Origin of the sequence: Achromobacter sp. RW408 (assembly GCF_003184165.1) — a bacterium.
Taxonomy (GTDB): Bacteria; Pseudomonadota; Gammaproteobacteria; order Burkholderiales; family Burkholderiaceae_B; genus Achromobacter; species Achromobacter xylosoxidans.
Genome location: NZ_QHHO01000046.1, coordinates 929,163 through 945,262, shown reverse-complemented (window position 1 = coordinate 945,262; position 16,100 = coordinate 929,163). Strand labels below are relative to the sequence as shown.

The 16,100-nt window shown below is 69.5% G+C and carries 12 protein-coding genes; 5 read left to right on the top strand and 7 right to left on the bottom strand.

Annotated features, from left to right (window positions below; all coding sequences use genetic code 11):
- Positions 1 to 132: 132 nt before the first annotated feature.
- Both DK459_RS14445 and DK459_RS14440 read left to right on the top strand, forming a co-directional pair.
- The gene (locus DK459_RS14445) at positions 133 to 378 is read left to right on the top strand and encodes a cold-shock protein (RefSeq protein ID WP_006220277.1); all 246 of its coding nucleotides are present in this window, start codon (positions 133 to 135) and stop codon (positions 376 to 378) included.
- A 92-nt stretch (positions 379 to 470) separates the two neighbouring features.
- Positions 471 to 989: a DUF192 domain-containing protein gene (locus DK459_RS14440; RefSeq protein ID WP_006383990.1), complete on the top strand. Its 519-nt coding sequence runs from the start codon at positions 471 to 473 to the stop codon at positions 987 to 989.
- A 119-nt stretch (positions 990 to 1,108) separates the two neighbouring features.
- Here the strand turns inward: DK459_RS14440 and pcaF are convergent, their stop codons facing one another.
- From pcaF to xseA, 6 genes are all read right to left on the bottom strand, one after another.
- Positions 1,109 to 2,314, bottom strand: coding sequence for a 3-oxoadipyl-CoA thiolase (gene pcaF / locus DK459_RS14435; protein ID WP_006383991.1), 1,206 nt, complete (start codon positions 2,312 to 2,314; stop codon positions 1,109 to 1,111).
- 120 nt (positions 2,315 to 2,434) lie between these two features.
- Positions 2,435 to 3,844: a chloride channel protein gene (locus DK459_RS14430; RefSeq protein ID WP_006383992.1), complete on the bottom strand. Its 1,410-nt coding sequence runs from the start codon at positions 3,842 to 3,844 to the stop codon at positions 2,435 to 2,437.
- Positions 3,845 to 3,940: 96 nt separating this feature from the next.
- On the bottom strand, positions 3,941 to 5,668 hold the full coding sequence (locus DK459_RS14425) for a methyl-accepting chemotaxis protein (protein ID WP_024069532.1): 1,728 nt from the start codon (positions 5,666 to 5,668) through the stop codon (positions 3,941 to 3,943).
- A gap of 286 nt (positions 5,669 to 5,954) precedes the next feature.
- A complete protein-coding gene (gene sodB / locus DK459_RS14420) occupies positions 5,955 to 6,533 on the bottom strand; it encodes a superoxide dismutase [Fe] (protein WP_006383994.1) in 579 nt (192 codons plus the stop codon).
- Positions 6,534 to 6,662: 129 nt separating this feature from the next.
- Positions 6,663 to 9,938 carry an ankyrin repeat domain-containing protein gene (locus DK459_RS14415; RefSeq protein ID WP_370445598.1) on the bottom strand — a complete coding sequence of 1,092 codons (3,276 nt, stop codon included), beginning with the start codon at positions 9,936 to 9,938 and terminating at the stop codon, positions 6,663 to 6,665.
- 67 nt (positions 9,939 to 10,005) lie between these two features.
- Positions 10,006 to 11,370: an exodeoxyribonuclease VII large subunit gene (xseA, locus tag DK459_RS14410; RefSeq protein WP_026384469.1), complete on the bottom strand. Its 1,365-nt coding sequence runs from the start codon at positions 11,368 to 11,370 to the stop codon at positions 10,006 to 10,008.
- Between the two features lie 355 nt (positions 11,371 to 11,725).
- On the opposite strand from xseA, the gene DK459_RS14405 reads away from it, so the two are divergent.
- Genes DK459_RS14405 through lpxK form a run of 3 tightly spaced genes read left to right on the top strand, consistent with a single transcriptional unit; the run spans position 11,726 to position 13,799 of the window.
- Entirely contained in the window at positions 11,726 to 12,343 is a 618-nt protein-coding gene (locus DK459_RS14405; RefSeq protein ID WP_020928454.1) for a MotA/TolQ/ExbB proton channel family protein, read from the top strand.
- Positions 12,340 to 12,753: a biopolymer transporter ExbD gene (locus DK459_RS14400; RefSeq protein ID WP_006383999.1), complete on the top strand. Its 414-nt coding sequence runs from the start codon at positions 12,340 to 12,342 to the stop codon at positions 12,751 to 12,753. The genes DK459_RS14405 and DK459_RS14400 overlap by 4 nt, the downstream gene beginning before the upstream one ends.
- Complete coding sequence (lpxK, locus tag DK459_RS14395) at positions 12,750 to 13,799, top strand: tetraacyldisaccharide 4'-kinase (protein ID WP_020928455.1); 1,050 nt, start codon at positions 12,750 to 12,752, stop codon at positions 13,797 to 13,799. The genes DK459_RS14400 and lpxK overlap by 4 nt, the downstream gene beginning before the upstream one ends.
- Here the strand turns inward: lpxK and DK459_RS14390 are convergent.
- Positions 13,796 to 16,033, bottom strand: coding sequence for an IgaA/UmoB family intracellular growth attenuator (locus tag DK459_RS14390; protein ID WP_110134829.1), 2,238 nt, complete (start codon positions 16,031 to 16,033; stop codon positions 13,796 to 13,798). The genes lpxK and DK459_RS14390 overlap by 4 nt on opposite strands.
- Positions 16,034 to 16,100 lie beyond the last annotated feature (67 nt).

Genomic DNA, 16,100 nt, shown 5'->3' with positions numbered 1-16,100 from the left:
AGAAAAGCGGCGCATTATCCACGCATTCTGGGGTTTTCAACTCATCGAAAATCTGCCAGGAAGCCGGAGGGGGGACAGGGGTCTAGGCCGCGATGCCCTTCTGTCAACATACGATTCAATGAGGCAGTCCGCATGTCTGATACGACCGCAACCGCCGTCCAAGGGGACAATCCCAAATCGACGGGTACCGTCAAATGGTTCAACGATGCAAAGGGGTTCGGCTTCATTACGCCCGACGACGGCGGTGAAGATCTGTTCGCCCACTTCTCGTCCATCCAGATGAATGGTTTTAAAACCCTGAAAGAAGGCCAGAAAGTGGCTTTCGAGATAATCCAGGGGCCCAAAGGCAAACAGGCGCTCAATATCACCGCTGCCTGAGTTACCCTTTACAGCGCAACGGTAAGGTTGCGCCATTATCAGGCGGGGCTTCCGGGCCCCGCCTTGTTATTTTCTTATTACTGCGTCGGGTTATGCTGAAGAATGCTGCTTTGTTTCATGTCGGTCGTACGTTGTTCAAGACGGCGTTCATTAAAGCGGCATCGCGCAGGACGGCAACGGCACTGCTGAGCGCCGCCGCGCTGGCCCTGCCGCTGGCGGCCGGCGCGCAGGTCCCGTCGGGTCCGCAGGCGCCGCTGCCCACCACGCAACTGGCGGCCGGTATCCATATTATCCGCGCAGAAGTCGCCAACACGGAAGCCACCCGCCGCGATGGCCTCATGTTCCGCAAGGAACTGCCCGGCAACGACGGCATGCTGTTCGTGTTCGAACAGCCCGACGTGCAGTGCTTCTGGATGCGCAATACCCTGCTGCCCCTGTCGATCGCTTTTATCGCCGACGACGGCACGATCGTCAACATCGAAGACATGGCCCCGCAGACCGACGACGCCCATTGTTCCAAGAAACCGGTGCGCTACGCGCTGGAAATGGCGCAGGGCTGGTACGAGGCGCACGGCATCAAGTCTGGCCGCAAGATCGACGGCCTGCCCTGAGACGGCCGCCGCGAGACATGCAAAAAAGGGAGCCCGCGGGCTCCCTTTTTTGCATGTCCGCCCGGCGCGCCGGGCGGCTTGCGCCGGCGGACGCGGCCCGGGCGGAGGCCGCCGCAAAATCAGACGCGTTCGATGATCAGGGCAATGCCCTGGCCCACGCCGATGCACATGGTGCAAAGCGCATAGCGGCCGCCGGTGCGATGCAACTGGTTGATCGCGGTGGTGGCCAGGCGCGCGCCGCTGGCGCCCAGCGGATGGCCCAGGGCGATGGCGCCGCCATTGGGATTGACGCGCGGATCGTTGTCGGCGATGCCCAGCTGGCGCAGCACGGCCAGGCCCTGGGCGGCGAACGCCTCGTTCAGTTCGATCACGTCCATCTGGTCCAGCGTCAGGCCGGTCTGGGCCAGCACCTTGCGGGTGGCAGGCGCCGGACCGATGCCCATGATGCGCGGCGCGACGCCGGCGGTGGCCATGCCGACGACGCGGGCGCGCGGGGTCAGGCCGTGGCGGGCAGCGCCCTTTTCGTCGGCCAGCAGCAGCGCGGCGGCGCCGTCGTTGACACCCGAGGCGTTGCCGGCCGTGACCGTGCCGCCCTCGCGCACCACGCCCTTGAGCTTGGCCAGCGCCTCGATGCTGGTCTCGCGCGGGTGTTCATCCTTGGCGACGATGATCGGATCGCCCTTCTTCTGGGCGATCGAGACCGGCACGATTTCGGCGTCGAAGAAGCCTTCCTGCTGGGCGCGGGCCGTCTTCTGCTGGCTGGCCAGCGCGAACAGGTCCTGGTCTTCGCGGTTGATCTTGAAATCGTCGGCGACGTTCTCGGCGGTTTCCGGCATGGAATCGACGCCGTACTGGGCCTTCATCAGCTTGTTGATGAAGCGCCAGCCGATGGTGGTGTCGTAGATGGCGGCGTTGCGCGAGAAGGCGCTGTCGGCCTTGCCCATGACGAACGGCGCGCGGCTCATGCTTTCGACGCCGCCAGCCAGCATCAGGCCGGCTTCGCCGGCGCGGATGGCGCGCGCGGCGCTGCCGATGGCGTCCAGGCCCGAACCGCACAGGCGGTTGACGGTGGCGCCGGGCACTTCGACCGGCAGGCCGGCCAGCAGCGTGGCCATGCGAGCGACGTTGCGGTTGTCTTCGCCGGCCTGGTTGGCGCAGCCCATGATGGCATCGTCGAGCTCTTCCCAGCGCACGCCGGGGTTGCGCGCCACCAGCGCCTTGATGGCGACGGCCGCGAGGTCGTCGGGGCGCACGGAAGCCAGCGCGCCGCCATAGCGGCCGAAGGGGGTGCGGATCGCGTCACAGATAAAGGCATGCACGGTCATGGGATGCTCGGATTGAAGTGGAAAAATGGAATGCGGTCGATCTTAACGCAGCGGTTTTCGCGCCAAGTTGGTGCATTCCCCGGATGTCCGCTGCACGGACGGTGTCCAGCAGCTGTTCACTCACCGTACGGCTGATGTGCCCGTGCGCGCCGCGCGCCCCGCCTCGACGATGGCCTGGCGCCGAAAGCGCCCGGCGGCCAGGTGATAGAACGGCTGCGGGCAGAACTGGCGCGACACGCCCGAGGCCAGCAGCGAGCCGACCAGCAGCCAGAACAGCATCGGCTGGCTGCCGGTCATCTCCATGACCACCACGCTCGCCGTGAGCGGCGCCTGGGTGGCGGCGGCCAGGAATGCGGCCATCGACACCAGCACCAGCACGCGCTGGTCCACGCCCTCGCCCGCCAGCTCCCAGATGTGATGGCCAATGCCCGCGCCGGTGGTGAGCGCGGGGGTGAAGATGCCGCCCGGAATGCCGGCCCAATACGACGCCACGGTGGCGGCCAGCTTGGCCAGGCCAAAGCCGGCGGGCAGCGCGTGCTGGGTTTCGCCCGACAGCAGGTCGGCCGCCGCGCCGTAGCCGGTGCCGTAGACGCTGCCGGCCGTGGCCAGGCCGATCAGCGCCAGGGCCAGGCCCATGGCGAAGGCGGTCCAGATGGGGTGCGCGCGGATCCAGGCGCGCCACGACGCGGGCGCCATCGCCGCCGGCCCCTTGCCCAGCAGGCGCGCGAAGATGCCGCCCAGCGCGCCGTTGAGCGCGGCGCAGATCAGTACCCACCACAGCATGCCGTGGGCCAGCGGCGCGCCGGCAAAGGTGCCGAAATAGGGGTTGTTGCCTTGCACGGCGACCACCAGGAAGCCGGCGGCCAGCACGCCGATCAGCACCAGCCGCTGCCAGCGCAGCACGGTGCCGCGCCCCAATTCCTCGATGGCGAAGATGACGCCGGCCAGCGGCGCATTGAATGCCGCGGCCAGCCCCCCGGCCGCGCCTGCCGCCAGCAATTCGTTGGCATGGAAGCCGCGCAGCTGCAGGCCGCGGCGTTTCCAGAAGTCGCCCCAGGCCAGCATCACGGCCGCGCCGACCTGCACCGACGGCCCTTCGCGTCCGATCGAGGCGCCGGCCAGCATGCCGCAAAAAGCCAGCGGGATCTTCCACAACACCTGCGCCAGCGACACCAGGCTGCGCTGGCTTGGCCCGGGCGGCAGCGACAAGGCGCCGATGACCTGCGGAATGCCGCTGCCCGCGGCATTGGGCGCGAACCGCAGCGTGGCCCAGCGCAGGGCGGCCAGCGCGCAAGGCAGCACCAGCAAGGCCAGCCAGCCGGCGCGGCCGACCCATTCGCGATTCCACTCCAACGCCAGGTCGGCCAGATAGGCAAAGCCCAGCGACACCAGCGCCACCAATGCCGCGCCGCCGAGCAACAGGGCCATCGGCAGGCTCTTGCGCGACAGACGGTTGGTTTGGCGCAGCTTGCGGCGCAGGAGATGGCGCGAGCCGGTGGCGACGCGGCGCAAAGGTGTGGGCAGGGACATGAGCGAAGCCAGGCGGCAGGACAAGGCTGAACCGGAAGTGGCTACACCTTACCATCGCCGCCTGACGGCCAGCCCACAAACCGCGGCATCCGCGCTTCAGAACGACGACCAGTCGTCCTCGTCCGGGCTGTGCTTGAGCGCCGGGCGCGCCACCACCGGTTCTTGGCGCGGCGCCACCGGCGCCGGATGCGGCGTGGCGCGACCGGCCTGGATCAGGCGGGCCTGCGGCTCCGCGCCCATCGTCACCACGCCGGCATCGATCTTGAAGCGGCGCACCTGTTGCGACAGCCGGCCCGCCTGATCCTGCATGCTGCCGGCCGCGGCGGCGGCCTGCTCCACCAGCGCGGCATTCTGCTGGGTCACGGTGTCCATTTGCGCCACGGCCTGGTTGACCTGGCCGATGCCGGTCGATTGCTCGGCCGAGGCGCTGGCGATTTCGTGCACCAGGATCGCCGCCTGGCGCACGCTATCGACCACCTCGCGCATGGTGCTGCCGGCTTCGTCGGCCTGGCGCGTGCCGCCTTCGACGCGATGGACGGATTCGTCGATCAGGGCCTTGATTTCCTTGGCGGCCACGGCGGAACGCTGTGCCAGGGTGCGGACTTCGCCCGCCACCACGGCGAAACCGCGGCCCTGCTCGCCGGCGCGCGCGGCCTCGACCGCGGCATTGAGCGCCAGGATGTTGGTCTGGAACGCGATGCCGTCGATCACGCTGGTGATATCGGCGATGCGGCGCGAGCTTTCGGAGATGGCGCTCATGGTCTGCACCACCACGTCGACCACCTCGCCGCCACGGATCGCCACCTCGGAGGCCTGGGTGACCAGCTTCTCGGCTTCGCCGGCATTGCTGGCGTTCTGCTGCACGGTGCTGGTGAGCTGTTCCATGGAGGCCGCGGTCTGTTCCAGCGACGCGGCCTGTTCCTCGGTGCGCTGCGACAGGTCGGCGTTGCCCTGCGCGATCTGCGACGAGGCCGAGGCGATGCTTTCGCAGCCGTCGCGCACGTCGCGCACGATGCGCGACAGGCTCTCGTTCATGGCCTTGAGCGCGGCCATCAGGTCGCCGGTCTCGTCGCGCGAAGTGACCTGGATGTTGCCGCTCAGGTCACCATTGGCGACACGACGCGCGGCGTCCACCGCCAGCCCCAGGGGCCGCGTGATGCCGCGCGTCACCAGCCAGCCGAGCAGCAGGCCGAGGGCCACGCCGGCCAGCGACAGCAGGATCATGATGAGACGGGTGCTGCGATACAGATCGGTGACTTCGTGCACCGCCTGATCGGCGGCTTCTTCCTTGGCCTGCGCCAACTCGCTCATCAGGCTCTCGGCCTTGCCCGACGACGCCGCCGCGCGCTTGGTGATGCTGGCAATGGCGGGATCGACCTGCGCCAGGGGCAGCGATTGCGCGTTGTCGAAGAATTCGATGGCCTCGCGCTTCCAGAGCTCCTCGGCTTCGGTGAATTGCGCCAGCAGGCGTTTGCCGCTTTCGCGGATGAAGTTCTGCGCGGCCTTGGCGCGCAGGCGCTCCAGGTTTTCGACATCGCGGTCGAATTCGGCGCGCAGCGCCTGGCGTTCCTCCTGGGACGTGGCCGCCAGGAAACTCTTGCGCGCCCGGCCAGCCGCGATCAGGCTGATGTTGGCTTCCTTGATGTCGGACAGTCCGCGAAATTCGATCTGGGCGATCTGATCATTCATGTCGTTGATGCGGGCCAGCCCCCACACCCCGAACGCGCCGATGATGCCGCCCAGCAAGGCCACCAGCAGGAACGCGCCCGACAGGCGCACGCCGATGCGCGCGCCGATATGCAATCTCGAAAAAAACCGCAACATGCTTGCCTTCCCGTCAGACACCACGGTACCGGGCGGCCATGCCGCGGTCCTTGGCCCCATGGCTCAGCCGCAGACTGCCATCAACAATAGCGGCTGCCTTTCCCCGGGTTAGGCCGGAGGAACGGGAGATTCATTCTCATTTTCGACAAAATGGATTCGACAATATACAAAATTTGACCATGTAATACAGAATTACGGCGGCATTTCCACGGCACGGAAAACAAAAAGGCCCCTCGCGATGCGAGGGGCCTCGGCCTTGGCGATGCGCGACGGGCGCGCAGCGGAATCAGGCGAAATTCTTGGCCGCGAAGTCCCAGTTCACCAGGGCCCAGAAGTTTTCCAGGTACTTGGGACGGGCATTGCGGTAGTCGATGTAGTACGCGTGTTCCCAGACATCACAGGTCAGCAGCGGCTTGTCGGCCGTGGTCAGCGGGGTGGCGGCGTTGCTGGTGTTGACGATGTCGACCGAGCCGTCGGCCTTCTTGACCAGCCAGGTCCAGCCCGAACCGAAGTTGCCGGCGGCCGACTTGTTGAAGGCTTCCTTGAAGGCGTCGAAGCTGCCCCACTTGGCGTTGATGGCGTCGGCCAGCTTGCCGGTCGGCGCGCCGCCGGCCTTGGGAGCCAGGCTGTTCCAGTAGAAGGTGTGGTTCCAGATCTGCGCGGCGTTGTTGAAGATGCCACCCGAGGACTTCTTGACGATGTCTTCCAGCGACAGGTTCTCGAACTCGGTGCCCGGGATCAGGTTGTTCAGGTTCGTGACGTAGGTCTGGTGGTGCTTGCCGTAGTGGAACTCCAGCGTCTCTTTCGAGATGTGCGGAGCCAGCGCGTCCAGTTCGTAAGGCAGGGGGGGAAGAGTATGTGCCATGTGTCGGTTCCTTCTGTTGAGTGCACGATCAAGCCGTTCAATTGTATCGGCAACTCTACGAGGATACCGCGTTAACCCCGCGGCGACGCGGGGTTAACAGGTATGTGTTTATGACCGCGCGCGTAAACGCTACTCTTTCTCATAGCGCAGCTCGCGCCCGCCCTGCGCGGCCACCAGCGCGCCATCGGCGCGCAATGCCAATGTCATATGCAACGGCGTGCGACTGGCGGATTCTGGCAATTCCAGATCGATGCGCAAGGCACGCGCCGTGATATCGGACTTGCTCACATCCACGCTGTGCCAACGCGCGCCGGAGGGCAAGGGCACGAACACGGCCAGGGCCTTCAGGTCACCCGGCGCGATCGGCGCGCTGACGCCATCGGCCCCTTCCGACTGCTTGGGCGTGCCGGCGTAATCGGCGCTGGCCGAGGACATGGCCACGTCGACCTTCACGGGCCGCCCCTGGTAGTACACGCGCACCGTCAATTGGTCGCCATCGGCCGCGCGCGCATCCGCGCCGACCTTGCCGATCGCCGAAAACGGCTGGATCGGCGGCGTGTCCAGGATCACCTGCTTGCCATCGCTGCGCCAGGTGCCGCTGGCCTGGATGTCCGTGGCGCCGTAGCTCATCAGGTAATCGAAGCTGCCGTCGGCCGACAGCAGCAGCTCGCTGCCCACTTCACGCACGCCGCGCAGATAGTAATGGCCGGGGATACGGGCGGCCGACTTGGCCGTCGCCTTGCCAGCAGCCCGCGCGCGCGGGCAGGCCTGTTCAAGCACGACGCCGGCCGCCTGCAACACCGCCGCGAAGTCCGGCGCCGCCTGGCATGCCAGCGTCTGGTTGAAGGACTGCCCCGACGGCGCGGCCGCGCCGTCGAAGCGCGCCTGGTGCCGCGCCAGCAACGCCAGCATCCGTGGCTGGCCGCTGGCCAGCGCCAACCAGGCGGGGCTGCGCCCCTGCGCATCGGCCGCGTCCGCGCTGGCGCCCGCGGCCAGCAGGGCTTCGGCCAGGTCGGCGCGGCCCAGCTCGATGGCCGCGCCCAGCGGCGTGACGCCGCGCTCGCCTTGCGGCGCGTCCAGGTCCGCGCCCATTTCCTTCACGCGCCGCAATACGTCGACCACGGTGTCGCGTCGCGCGACCGCCAGTTGCCGGTCGCGCAGCAACGCCGACAGCAGGCGTTGCGGCAGCCCCCCTTCCTGGCGCGCGCAATCATCGCGCGCGCCGCGATAGCCGGCCGCCTGCAGTTGCGCGAAATAGCCCGGCCGGTCCAGCAGGACATATTCGCCGCCCGACGGCAGGCACGCGGCCTCGGCGGATTGCCCGCTGCCTTGCGCCACGCGCGCGACCCGCGCCATGTCGCCGGAGAGCAGCGCCGCATTCAGCAAGGCGTGAGGCGCGGGCGCGCGAGGCAGGCGCGGATCGTCCATCCTGGCGCCGGCGCGCAGCAGGCGCTCGAGCATCGCATCGTCGCCACCGGCAATGGCCCAGTACAAGGCGCTGCGACCGTCCGGCGCGAGGCCCAGCGGGTCGGCGCCCCTGGCCAGCAGCAGGTCGACCATCGCGGCCTGGCCCGAAGTCACCGCCGCCAGCAGCGGCGGCATTCCCTTGCCGTCGAACGCATCGTTCGACGTGGCGGCGGCGGGCGCCGGATTGACGGGCACGCCGGCCTCGATCAGGTACGTGGCCATTGCCGCATCGCGATTCTCCAGCGCCTGGCGTATGGCGTCCGCATCGAGCGTTTTCAGGTCCAGCCCGGCATCGGCCAGCAGCCGCAACATGGCAGCGCCCTGCCTGCCGGGCTGGCGCAGGGCCAGCGCCAGCGGCGAATGCGCGGAGTCGGCCAGCAGAGCCTGCAAGGCCTCGCGCGGCGTGGCCGCGAGCAGTTCGCGCAGCAGCGCCGCGTTGTCCGCCTCGATGGCGCGCTCGATGGCCGATTTGCGCTCATACCCTTGCCGCCACGCGGCCGGATTCGCGCCCCCGGCCAGCAGCGCGCGCGCCGCATCGGTCTGGCCCGCGCGCACGGCGTCCGCCAGCGGCGTGTCGCCATGCGCGTCGCCGGCGTCGCCGTCGACCGGGGCGCCCAATGCCAGCAGGCGTTGCAGCGTCGCCGTGTCGCCCTTGGCCGCGGCCAGGTTCATGATGGGCTGTTCCTCGGCCTGCATCCTGACGAAGACGGCGGGATCGGTGCCGTTGCGCGGGCCGCGCTGGCTGAACGGCATGCCCGAGCGCAACAGCGGCGCGGCGATGTCGCCATGGCCCGCCACGACCGCGGCCTGCGCGGCGTCCAGCCAAAAATCCAGGTCGCCGGTGGCGCCGTAGGCTTTGTCCGGCGTGGTGCGCGGGCCCATTTCGGCCAGCGCCGCGGTCGCGCCGGCGTTGCCTGTGTAGGCCGCCAGCGCCAACGGGCTGGCGCCATCGTCGTAGGCCGGCCGGGTGCCGGTGGCGGCCAGAGCCCGCACCACCTCGGCGCCCTCGGTCAGTTCGACCAGCGGTCCCCACGCGAGATAATCCGCGGCCTTGCGCGGCTGGCCGTCCGCGTCCTTGAACGCGCGCCGCGTGGCGTCATCGGCATGTTCGTCGATGTAGGCAAACGGCCGCGCCGCGCCGGCCTTGAGCAGCGCCAGCACCATGCGGGTGGTTTCCTGGCGATCGGGCAGCCTGGGCAGGTAGGTCATGCGCACCGCGAATTCGAAGTCGCGGTTGAGCAGGAATTCCAGCGGGGTCTTGTTCTCGTCGCCACGCTGGTCGGGCCGCGCGCCGGCGGCCAGCAGCATGTCCATCATCTCGGGCGAGCCATACAGCAGCGCCAGTTGCAGCGACGGGCGGCGCGATTCGTAGGTGATGTCGTCGAGCGCCGGCCTGGTGGCCAGCAGGGCCTGGAGCATGCGCGTGCGCGCTGGCAGCGCGTCGCGATAGGCCTGGCGCAAGCGCGCGGCCTCTTGCGCCGGCATGTCCCAATACACGTGTTTGCCGCGCTTGCCCGCTGGGGTCAACAGCGCGTGCAGGAGCGGCACGCCGTCAAGGGCATAGTCGCCCGGCCGCTCCACCTTGCCCAACGCGGCGCTGAACGCGGCTTCGTCGCCGGCGGCCACCGCGCTGAACAGGGCGCGGGTGTCGGACGTTTCGGCCGCGCGGTAGTCGCGATAGGGCGAGGTGCAATCGCAATCGGCCTTGGACGCCGGCCCGGTGGCGGGCGCGGCGGGCGGCGGTGGCGGATCCAGCGGGATATCGGGCGCCGAGACGGCCGCGGCGCGCGTGGCGGCCTTTGCCGTCCTGGTCGGGGCGCCGTCGGCTTGCGCCGGTTGCGCCGTCACGATGGAGGTGGCGAGCAGAGCCGCCCACAGGGCCGCTCGCCGGGCAACGGGGCGCGCCGCGCGCGCCGACTTGCGTGTGTTCAACCGCATTGTTCCACCTCGCCGGCCGGCCATTGCGCGGGCCGAGTTGACCTTGCACCGCCCTGCCGCGCCGGCGTCAGGGCTCCCGCGTTTCGCGGACCTCTTTGACCTCGACGCGGGCGCCGCCCTGCGCGAAGCTCAGGTCCAGGCCCTGCCCCGCCGCCAGGCCGGCCGCATCGCGCACGATGCGGCCGTCGGCGTCGCGGGCGATGGCATAGCCGCGCGCCAGCGTATTGCCGGGATCGAGCGCGCGCAGTTGCGCGCCGGCCGCGGCCAGCTGGTCACGCCGACGCGCCAGCAGGCGCGCGTGCGCCTGGCCCAATTGACGCGTCACGGCGGCCAGCCGTTCGGCGCCGCGCCGGACGTCGGGCACGCGGTGAGCCAGGCGCTGCGCCAGCAGATTGACGCGGGCGCCGCGGCGGGCCTGCGGACCGGCCCAGGCCGAGGCCAGGCGGTAGCTCAGGCTGTTCAGGCGTTCGCGCTGGTGCTCCAGGCGCTGGGCCGGCGACACCAGTTGCGCGGCGGCGCGGTCCAGCCGCTGCGCCGCCCGCTCCAGTCGACGCTGTTGGCCGCGTGCCAGGGTCTCGGCCGCATACATGACGCGACCGAGCAGTTCCGAACGCGGCACGCAGGCCAGCTCGGCGGCCGCGGTCGGGGTCGGCGCGCGCACGTCGGCGACGAAGTCGGCGATGGTGAAGTCGGTTTCATGGCCGACGCCGCTGATGGTGGTGATGGCGCTGGCGTCGATCTCGCGCGCCAGGGCCTCGTCATTGAAGCTCCAGAGATCCTCGATGCTGCCGCCGCCGCGCACCAGCAGCAGCGTGTCGACCTCGCAACGGGCATTCGCCAGGCGGATCTGCGCCGCCAGCCGGCCGGCGGCATCGGCGCCCTGCACCGGCGCCGGATAGATGATGACGGGCACCTGCGGCGCGCGCCGGGCCAGCGCCGACAGCACGTCGCGCAGCGCGGCGGCGTGCAGCGAGGTGATCACGCCGATGGCGCGTGGCAGCGGCACCGGTTCGCGCTTGCGGGCGGGGTCGAACAGGCCTTCCGCGTTGAGCTGCTCCTTCAGGCGCAGGAAGGCCTCGTAGAGGTTGCCGATACCGGCGCGGCGCATGGCGTCGACCTGCAGTTGGTAGTCGCCGCGCGGCTCGTACAGCGACACCCTGACCCTGATTTCAACCTGGTCCCCGGCACGCGGCACGAAACCCACCGCGCTGGCGCGCCCCCGGAACATGACGGCCCGCACCGCGGCGCGGCTGTCCTTGAGCGTGAAGTACCAATGCCCGGAAGCCGCCTGCGTGAAGTTCGAAATCTCGCCGCGCACCCACAGCGCCGGGATGCTGCGCTCCAACAACTGCCCCACTGCTTGGTTCAGCTGGGCAACTGTCAGGATATCCCGCGTGAATACGTTGTTTGTGACTGCAAGTTCAATTGTCATAAGGCTTTCCGATGCGTACCTGTCCACAGGGCATACGTAGCGGGCCGCAATGATACCGCGTCCGGGCATTTTTGCCGCGGCTGGCCCGAAAGCCAGCAAATTCGACCTAAGGATATGATTTTTATGGAATTTTTACCCAACACCGGCTGCTCGAAATAAGCGCAAACAAGCGCAAGCCCTGTGCCCGCAAGCGTTCCGGCGAAGTTTTGCACAGAATTATCCACAAATTCTGTGGATAGCTTGGCGGCCGGCCGCCCTTGCCACATCCCCGTCGCGCCGTTACAGTTTCGGCTTGATCAGATGCCGACGCGCGGCCCCCTTCGCGCCCTTCGGCCCTCCCCTGGAGTTAACCGTTTTGCTTTCCATCTTGCGCGAGGCCGGCTGGCCGATCTGGCCCCTGCTGGCGACTTCCGTGCTGGGCCTGGCGCTGATCTTCGAGCGCTTCCTGTCCCTGCGCCGCAGCCAGGTCATGCCACGCGGCCTGAACGAGCAGGTGGCCGAGATGCTGCGCAACCGCCAGGACAGCCCCGACGCCCTGAACCGCCTGGAACGCAATTCCCCGCTGGGCCGCGTGCTGGCCGAGGTCATGCGCCACCGCCACCTGCCGCGCGAGGAACTGCGCAGCGTGGTCGAGGACACCGGCCGCGCCGTCGCCCATGACCTGAGCCGCTACATCCCGGCCATCGGCACCATCGCCGTGGTGGCACCGCTGATGGGCCTGTTCGGCACCGTGGTCGGCATGATCGAGATCTTCGGCTCGTACACGCCGGAAGGCGGCGATCCGGCGCAGCTGGCGCGCGGCATCTCCATCGCGTTGTACAACACCGGCTTCGGCATCCTCATCGCCATTCCCGCCATGATCGCCCACCGCTACCTGCGCGGCCGGGTCGAGGGCTACCTGAACACCATGGAAATCGCCGCGGCGCGCCTGGCGCGCGCCGTCTCGCCCGCCTCGCGCGAGGACCGCCCATGAATTTCCGTGGCGCCCGGGGCGACCGCGACGAGCTGGACATCAACCTGATCCCGCTCATCGACGTCCTGCTGGTCATTCTGATCTTCCTGGCGGCCACCACCTCGTTCGCCCGCTACACCCAGTTGAAGGTCACGCTGCCGCAGGCGTCGGCCGAGCAGGAAACCCCGCCGGCCCTGGAAGTGGCCATCAGCCAGGACGGGCGCTACGCCCTCAACGGCACCCTGATCGACGTGTCCACGCCGCCCGAGATCGCCGACCTGCTGCGCCAGGCCGCCGCCGGCAAGACCGAACCGCTGGTGATCATCAACGCCGATGCCCAGGCCACTCACCAGTCCGTGATCAACGTGATGGAAGCAGCCCGCCTGGCCGGCATCGGCCGCGTCAACTTCGCTGCCCAGACCGCCCGGTGAGCGTGCCGTCTCCCAAGGCCTCGCTGCTTGCGCGCCAATGGCAGCACGGCGGCTGGCTCTCCACCCTGCTGCGGCCGCTGGCCGCGCTGACCGCCCGCGTCGTGGCGCGCAAGCGCGCCGATTATCGCGACGGCCGCAAGCCGGCCTACCGCGCGCCCGTGCCGGTCGTGGTGATCGGCAACATCTACGTCGGCGGCACCGGCAAGACCCCGATGGTCATCGCCACCGTGGAGGGCCTGCGCGCCCGCGGCTACACGCCGGGCGTGGTCAGCCGCGGCTACGGCGTGAAGCTGGGGCCCCAGGCGCGGGTCGGCCAGGGCGAGCTGGACGCGGCCCGGTTCGGCGATGAACCCGCGCTGATCGCGCGCGTCACCGGCGCGCCCATCTCGGTGCATCCGCGCCGCGCGCTGGCGGCCCAGGCGCTGCTGCAGGCGCATCCGCGGGTGGACGTGATCGTCTCCGACGATGGCCTGCAGCACCTGGCGTTGGCGCGGGATGTGGAAATCGTGGTGCAGGACCGGCGCGGCATCGGCAATGGCCGGCTGCTGCCCGCCGGTCCCCTGCGCGAACCGGCCTCCCGGCTGCGTGAAGTGGACGCGGTGATCACCAATATCGGCGTGCCCGACGGCCGCGCAGCGGCGCCGACCGGCGCGGGGCCGCGCCAGGCCGACATGTGGCTGGAACCTGGAGAGGCGCGCCAGATCGAGGGCGGCTCGCGCCGGCCGCTGGCCACCTTCGCCGGCCAGCCGGACGTGGCAGCGGCCGCCGGCATCGGCAATCCCGAACGTTTCTTCACCACCCTGCGCTCGCAGGGCATCACACTGGCGGCGACGTTGCCGCTGCCCGACCACCACGACTACGCCAGTTCGCCGTTCCAGGCGCTGGCCGCGCAGACCATCCTGGTCACGTCCAAGGACGCGATCAAGTGCGCCGCGTTGCACGATGCGCGCCTGTGGGAAGTGCCGGTGCGGGCCGGTTTTTCCGACCCGCAACTGTTCGATTGGCTGGCGCAGGCGCTGCGCCAGCGCGCCCCGCGCCGGTCCTAGAAGAAGGCGGGCCGCGCCGCGACCGGACGCCGCGCGTATTCCGCCAGGCCGCGCTTGCGGGCCGCCGCCGCGCGCAGCCGCAGCGCCGCCAGGGGCACGTGCACGGCCACCAGCAGCAGTGCCAACGCCAGCCATAGCACGCGCGCCAGCGACGGCCACGGATCGTCCAGCGAACGCCGCGCATCGATGTCGACGACGGTGGCGCCGGACGCCTCGCGCCCGACCGCGGTGACCACGCCGCCTGCCTGGAACGGCCGGGCCCCATCGGCCGCCAGCATCGCGGTCTGGTGGACCCACGACTGCAACAGATCAGGCATGTCGTCGCGCGGCGACAATTGCGGCAGATCGGCGTAGCGGCCCGGCCACACTTGCAGGACCACGCCGCCGCGCTGGCGCGCCATCAGGTCATTGCCCGCGCGCGCCAGGGCCTCGCGCACCTGCGGCTCCATGCTGCTCCTGGCCAGGCCGCGCAGCAGGTTGGCGGCACGTGTGATGATGACGCCATCATCGGCATTGCCCCGCTGCTTCAGGGCCCCGCCCTGTGCCAGCCGCAGCAGTGCCAGCCAGCTGTCCGGCTCGTCGCGCGCCAGCATCAGGCTGTCGGCCGTCTCGGCCTTGAGGCGGTCGCACTCGGCAATGGCCTGGCCGGTGGCGGCCTCGCAGGCCAGTTCGATCGTCAGCACCAGGTCGGTCACGCGGTTCACGGTCACCGCCGACACATTGCGGGCGTTGTAGGCGGCCAGCGGATTGCCGGCCATGCTGCCGTAGATCTGGTTGCGGACCAGCAGGTCCATCATCGGATTGGGCCGGGTCTTGAGGAAACCGCCGGAATACAGCGCCAGCGCGGCCGGAGCCACCCGCAGCTCGTCGGCCTGGATCGCATCGCCCTGCCAACGGATCCGCTCGCAGTCGAAGCGCACCTCGTCCTGACGGTACGCATCGGGCTGGAACTGGCAGCGGCCCATGCCCTTCAAGGCCACCACGTCGCCGGGCGCGGGCGGATCCTGGGCCAGCGCCGCGGCCGTGTCGTAGACCCGCGGCTGCGCGCCGCGCGCCCAGGCCGACGCCAGCGCGATGTCGCCATGCAGATCGCCGCCGCCGATCAGGCCCAGCGCCGCGCCGGCAAGCAGGCCGGCGAGCGCCAGCGTCACGTGCCGGCCCCAGGCCACCCGCGGGAACAGGCGCTGCTCTTCATCCACGGAAAAACGATTGCCCAGGCGCAGCACGGCATAGTCTTCCACCCGCAGGTCCACGTCGACGCGGCCGTCGTCCGGCAACTCCAGGTTGGCGCGCCAATGGTCGGGCAGCGACACCGGCACCTTGTCGCCCAGGAACAACCGGGTCGACACCGCCTGCGCGTTGGCCGGATTGGTCAGCACGATCGCGTTCAGTTCGCCGCGCACCCGGTTCACCTTCTGCGCCGCGCCCAGCGGCCGGCGGCGCCAGGTCAGCCAGATCGCCAGCAGCGCGGGCGCGGCGGCCGAGGCCAGCCACGCCATGCCGCCGCCCGCCGCGGCGACGCCCAGGCAGACGAACGCGGCCAGCCACAGCATGGCGGGCCAGAAGGCGATGCCGGCCGGACGGCGCCAGGCGATTTCGGCGGGCGTTTCCTCGCGCTGGCTCAGGATCTCGACCCGCATGGCCTCGGCGAACTCGTGCTCGGCCTGGGCGTCTGGCGCCTCGCCCGCGCCATCCGCGGTGACGGCGTCGGCATCGACCACGTTCTGCATCGCCCCCAGCTTGCCGCTGGACCATTGCTGGTTCTGTTTCTGCCGGCGCGCCTCGCGCTCGCGGCCGCCGGCCAGGTCGAATTCGCCGTTCAGCGCCACCACGATGGCGAATTTCTCCGTCATCACGACTTCGGCCTGGTTGTCCTCGCGCAGATAGTCGCGGGCGTCATAAGGCAGCACCACGTCGACGCCGCCCAGGGTGTCGTGCATGGTGGCCGCGCCGTGGCCCGATTCCAGCCCGTGGCGCACGAAGGCGCCGCGCAGCGGGAACACGCCGTCATTCAGCAGCGCGACGCTTTGGGTGGGCTTGGCGGGCCGCACCAGGAACGGCTGCACCAGCGCCTGCTCCTGCGCGCTCAGGCGCCGCAGCGGCTGGCCTTCCTGCTTGAGTTCGCGCAGCGCGCCCTTGTTGCCGCTGCGGCGCGCCATGTAGGTGATGGCGCTGATGACCGACCAGACCAGGATGATGAGCATCAGGCCGATGCGTATGGTGTTGGAATCCATTGTCCTGTTTTTCCTCTTTCCTCACGTCGCGGCGGATCATAGGCCACTATCCGTCCCGCAATTTCTT

What these genes read in the sequence shown, in the direction of transcription:
- pcaF (WP_006383991.1), bottom strand. Translation starts at nt 2,314, where the DNA reads ATGACCGTGCATGCCTTTATCTGTGACGCGATCCGCACCCCCTTCGGC.
- xseA (WP_026384469.1), bottom strand. Translation starts at nt 11,370, where the DNA reads ATGACAATTGAACTTGCAGTCACAAACAACGTATTCACGCGGGATATC.
- DK459_RS14440 (WP_006383990.1), top strand. Translation starts at nt 471, where the DNA reads ATGCTGAAGAATGCTGCTTTGTTTCATGTCGGTCGTACGTTGTTCAAG.
- sodB (WP_006383994.1), bottom strand. Translation starts at nt 6,533, where the DNA reads ATGGCACATACTCTTCCCCCCCTGCCTTACGAACTGGACGCGCTGGCT.
- DK459_RS14430 (WP_006383992.1), bottom strand. Translation starts at nt 3,844, where the DNA reads ATGTCCCTGCCCACACCTTTGCGCCGCGTCGCCACCGGCTCGCGCCAT.
- DK459_RS14400 (WP_006383999.1), top strand. Translation starts at nt 12,340, where the DNA reads ATGAATTTCCGTGGCGCCCGGGGCGACCGCGACGAGCTGGACATCAAC.
- DK459_RS14390 (WP_110134829.1), bottom strand. Translation starts at nt 16,033, where the DNA reads ATGGATTCCAACACCATACGCATCGGCCTGATGCTCATCATCCTGGTC.
- DK459_RS14445 (WP_006220277.1), top strand. Translation starts at nt 133, where the DNA reads ATGTCTGATACGACCGCAACCGCCGTCCAAGGGGACAATCCCAAATCG.
- DK459_RS14415 (WP_370445598.1), bottom strand. Translation starts at nt 9,938, where the DNA reads ATGCGGTTGAACACACGCAAGTCGGCGCGCGCGGCGCGCCCCGTTGCC.
- DK459_RS14425 (WP_024069532.1), bottom strand. Translation starts at nt 5,668, where the DNA reads ATGTTGCGGTTTTTTTCGAGATTGCATATCGGCGCGCGCATCGGCGTG.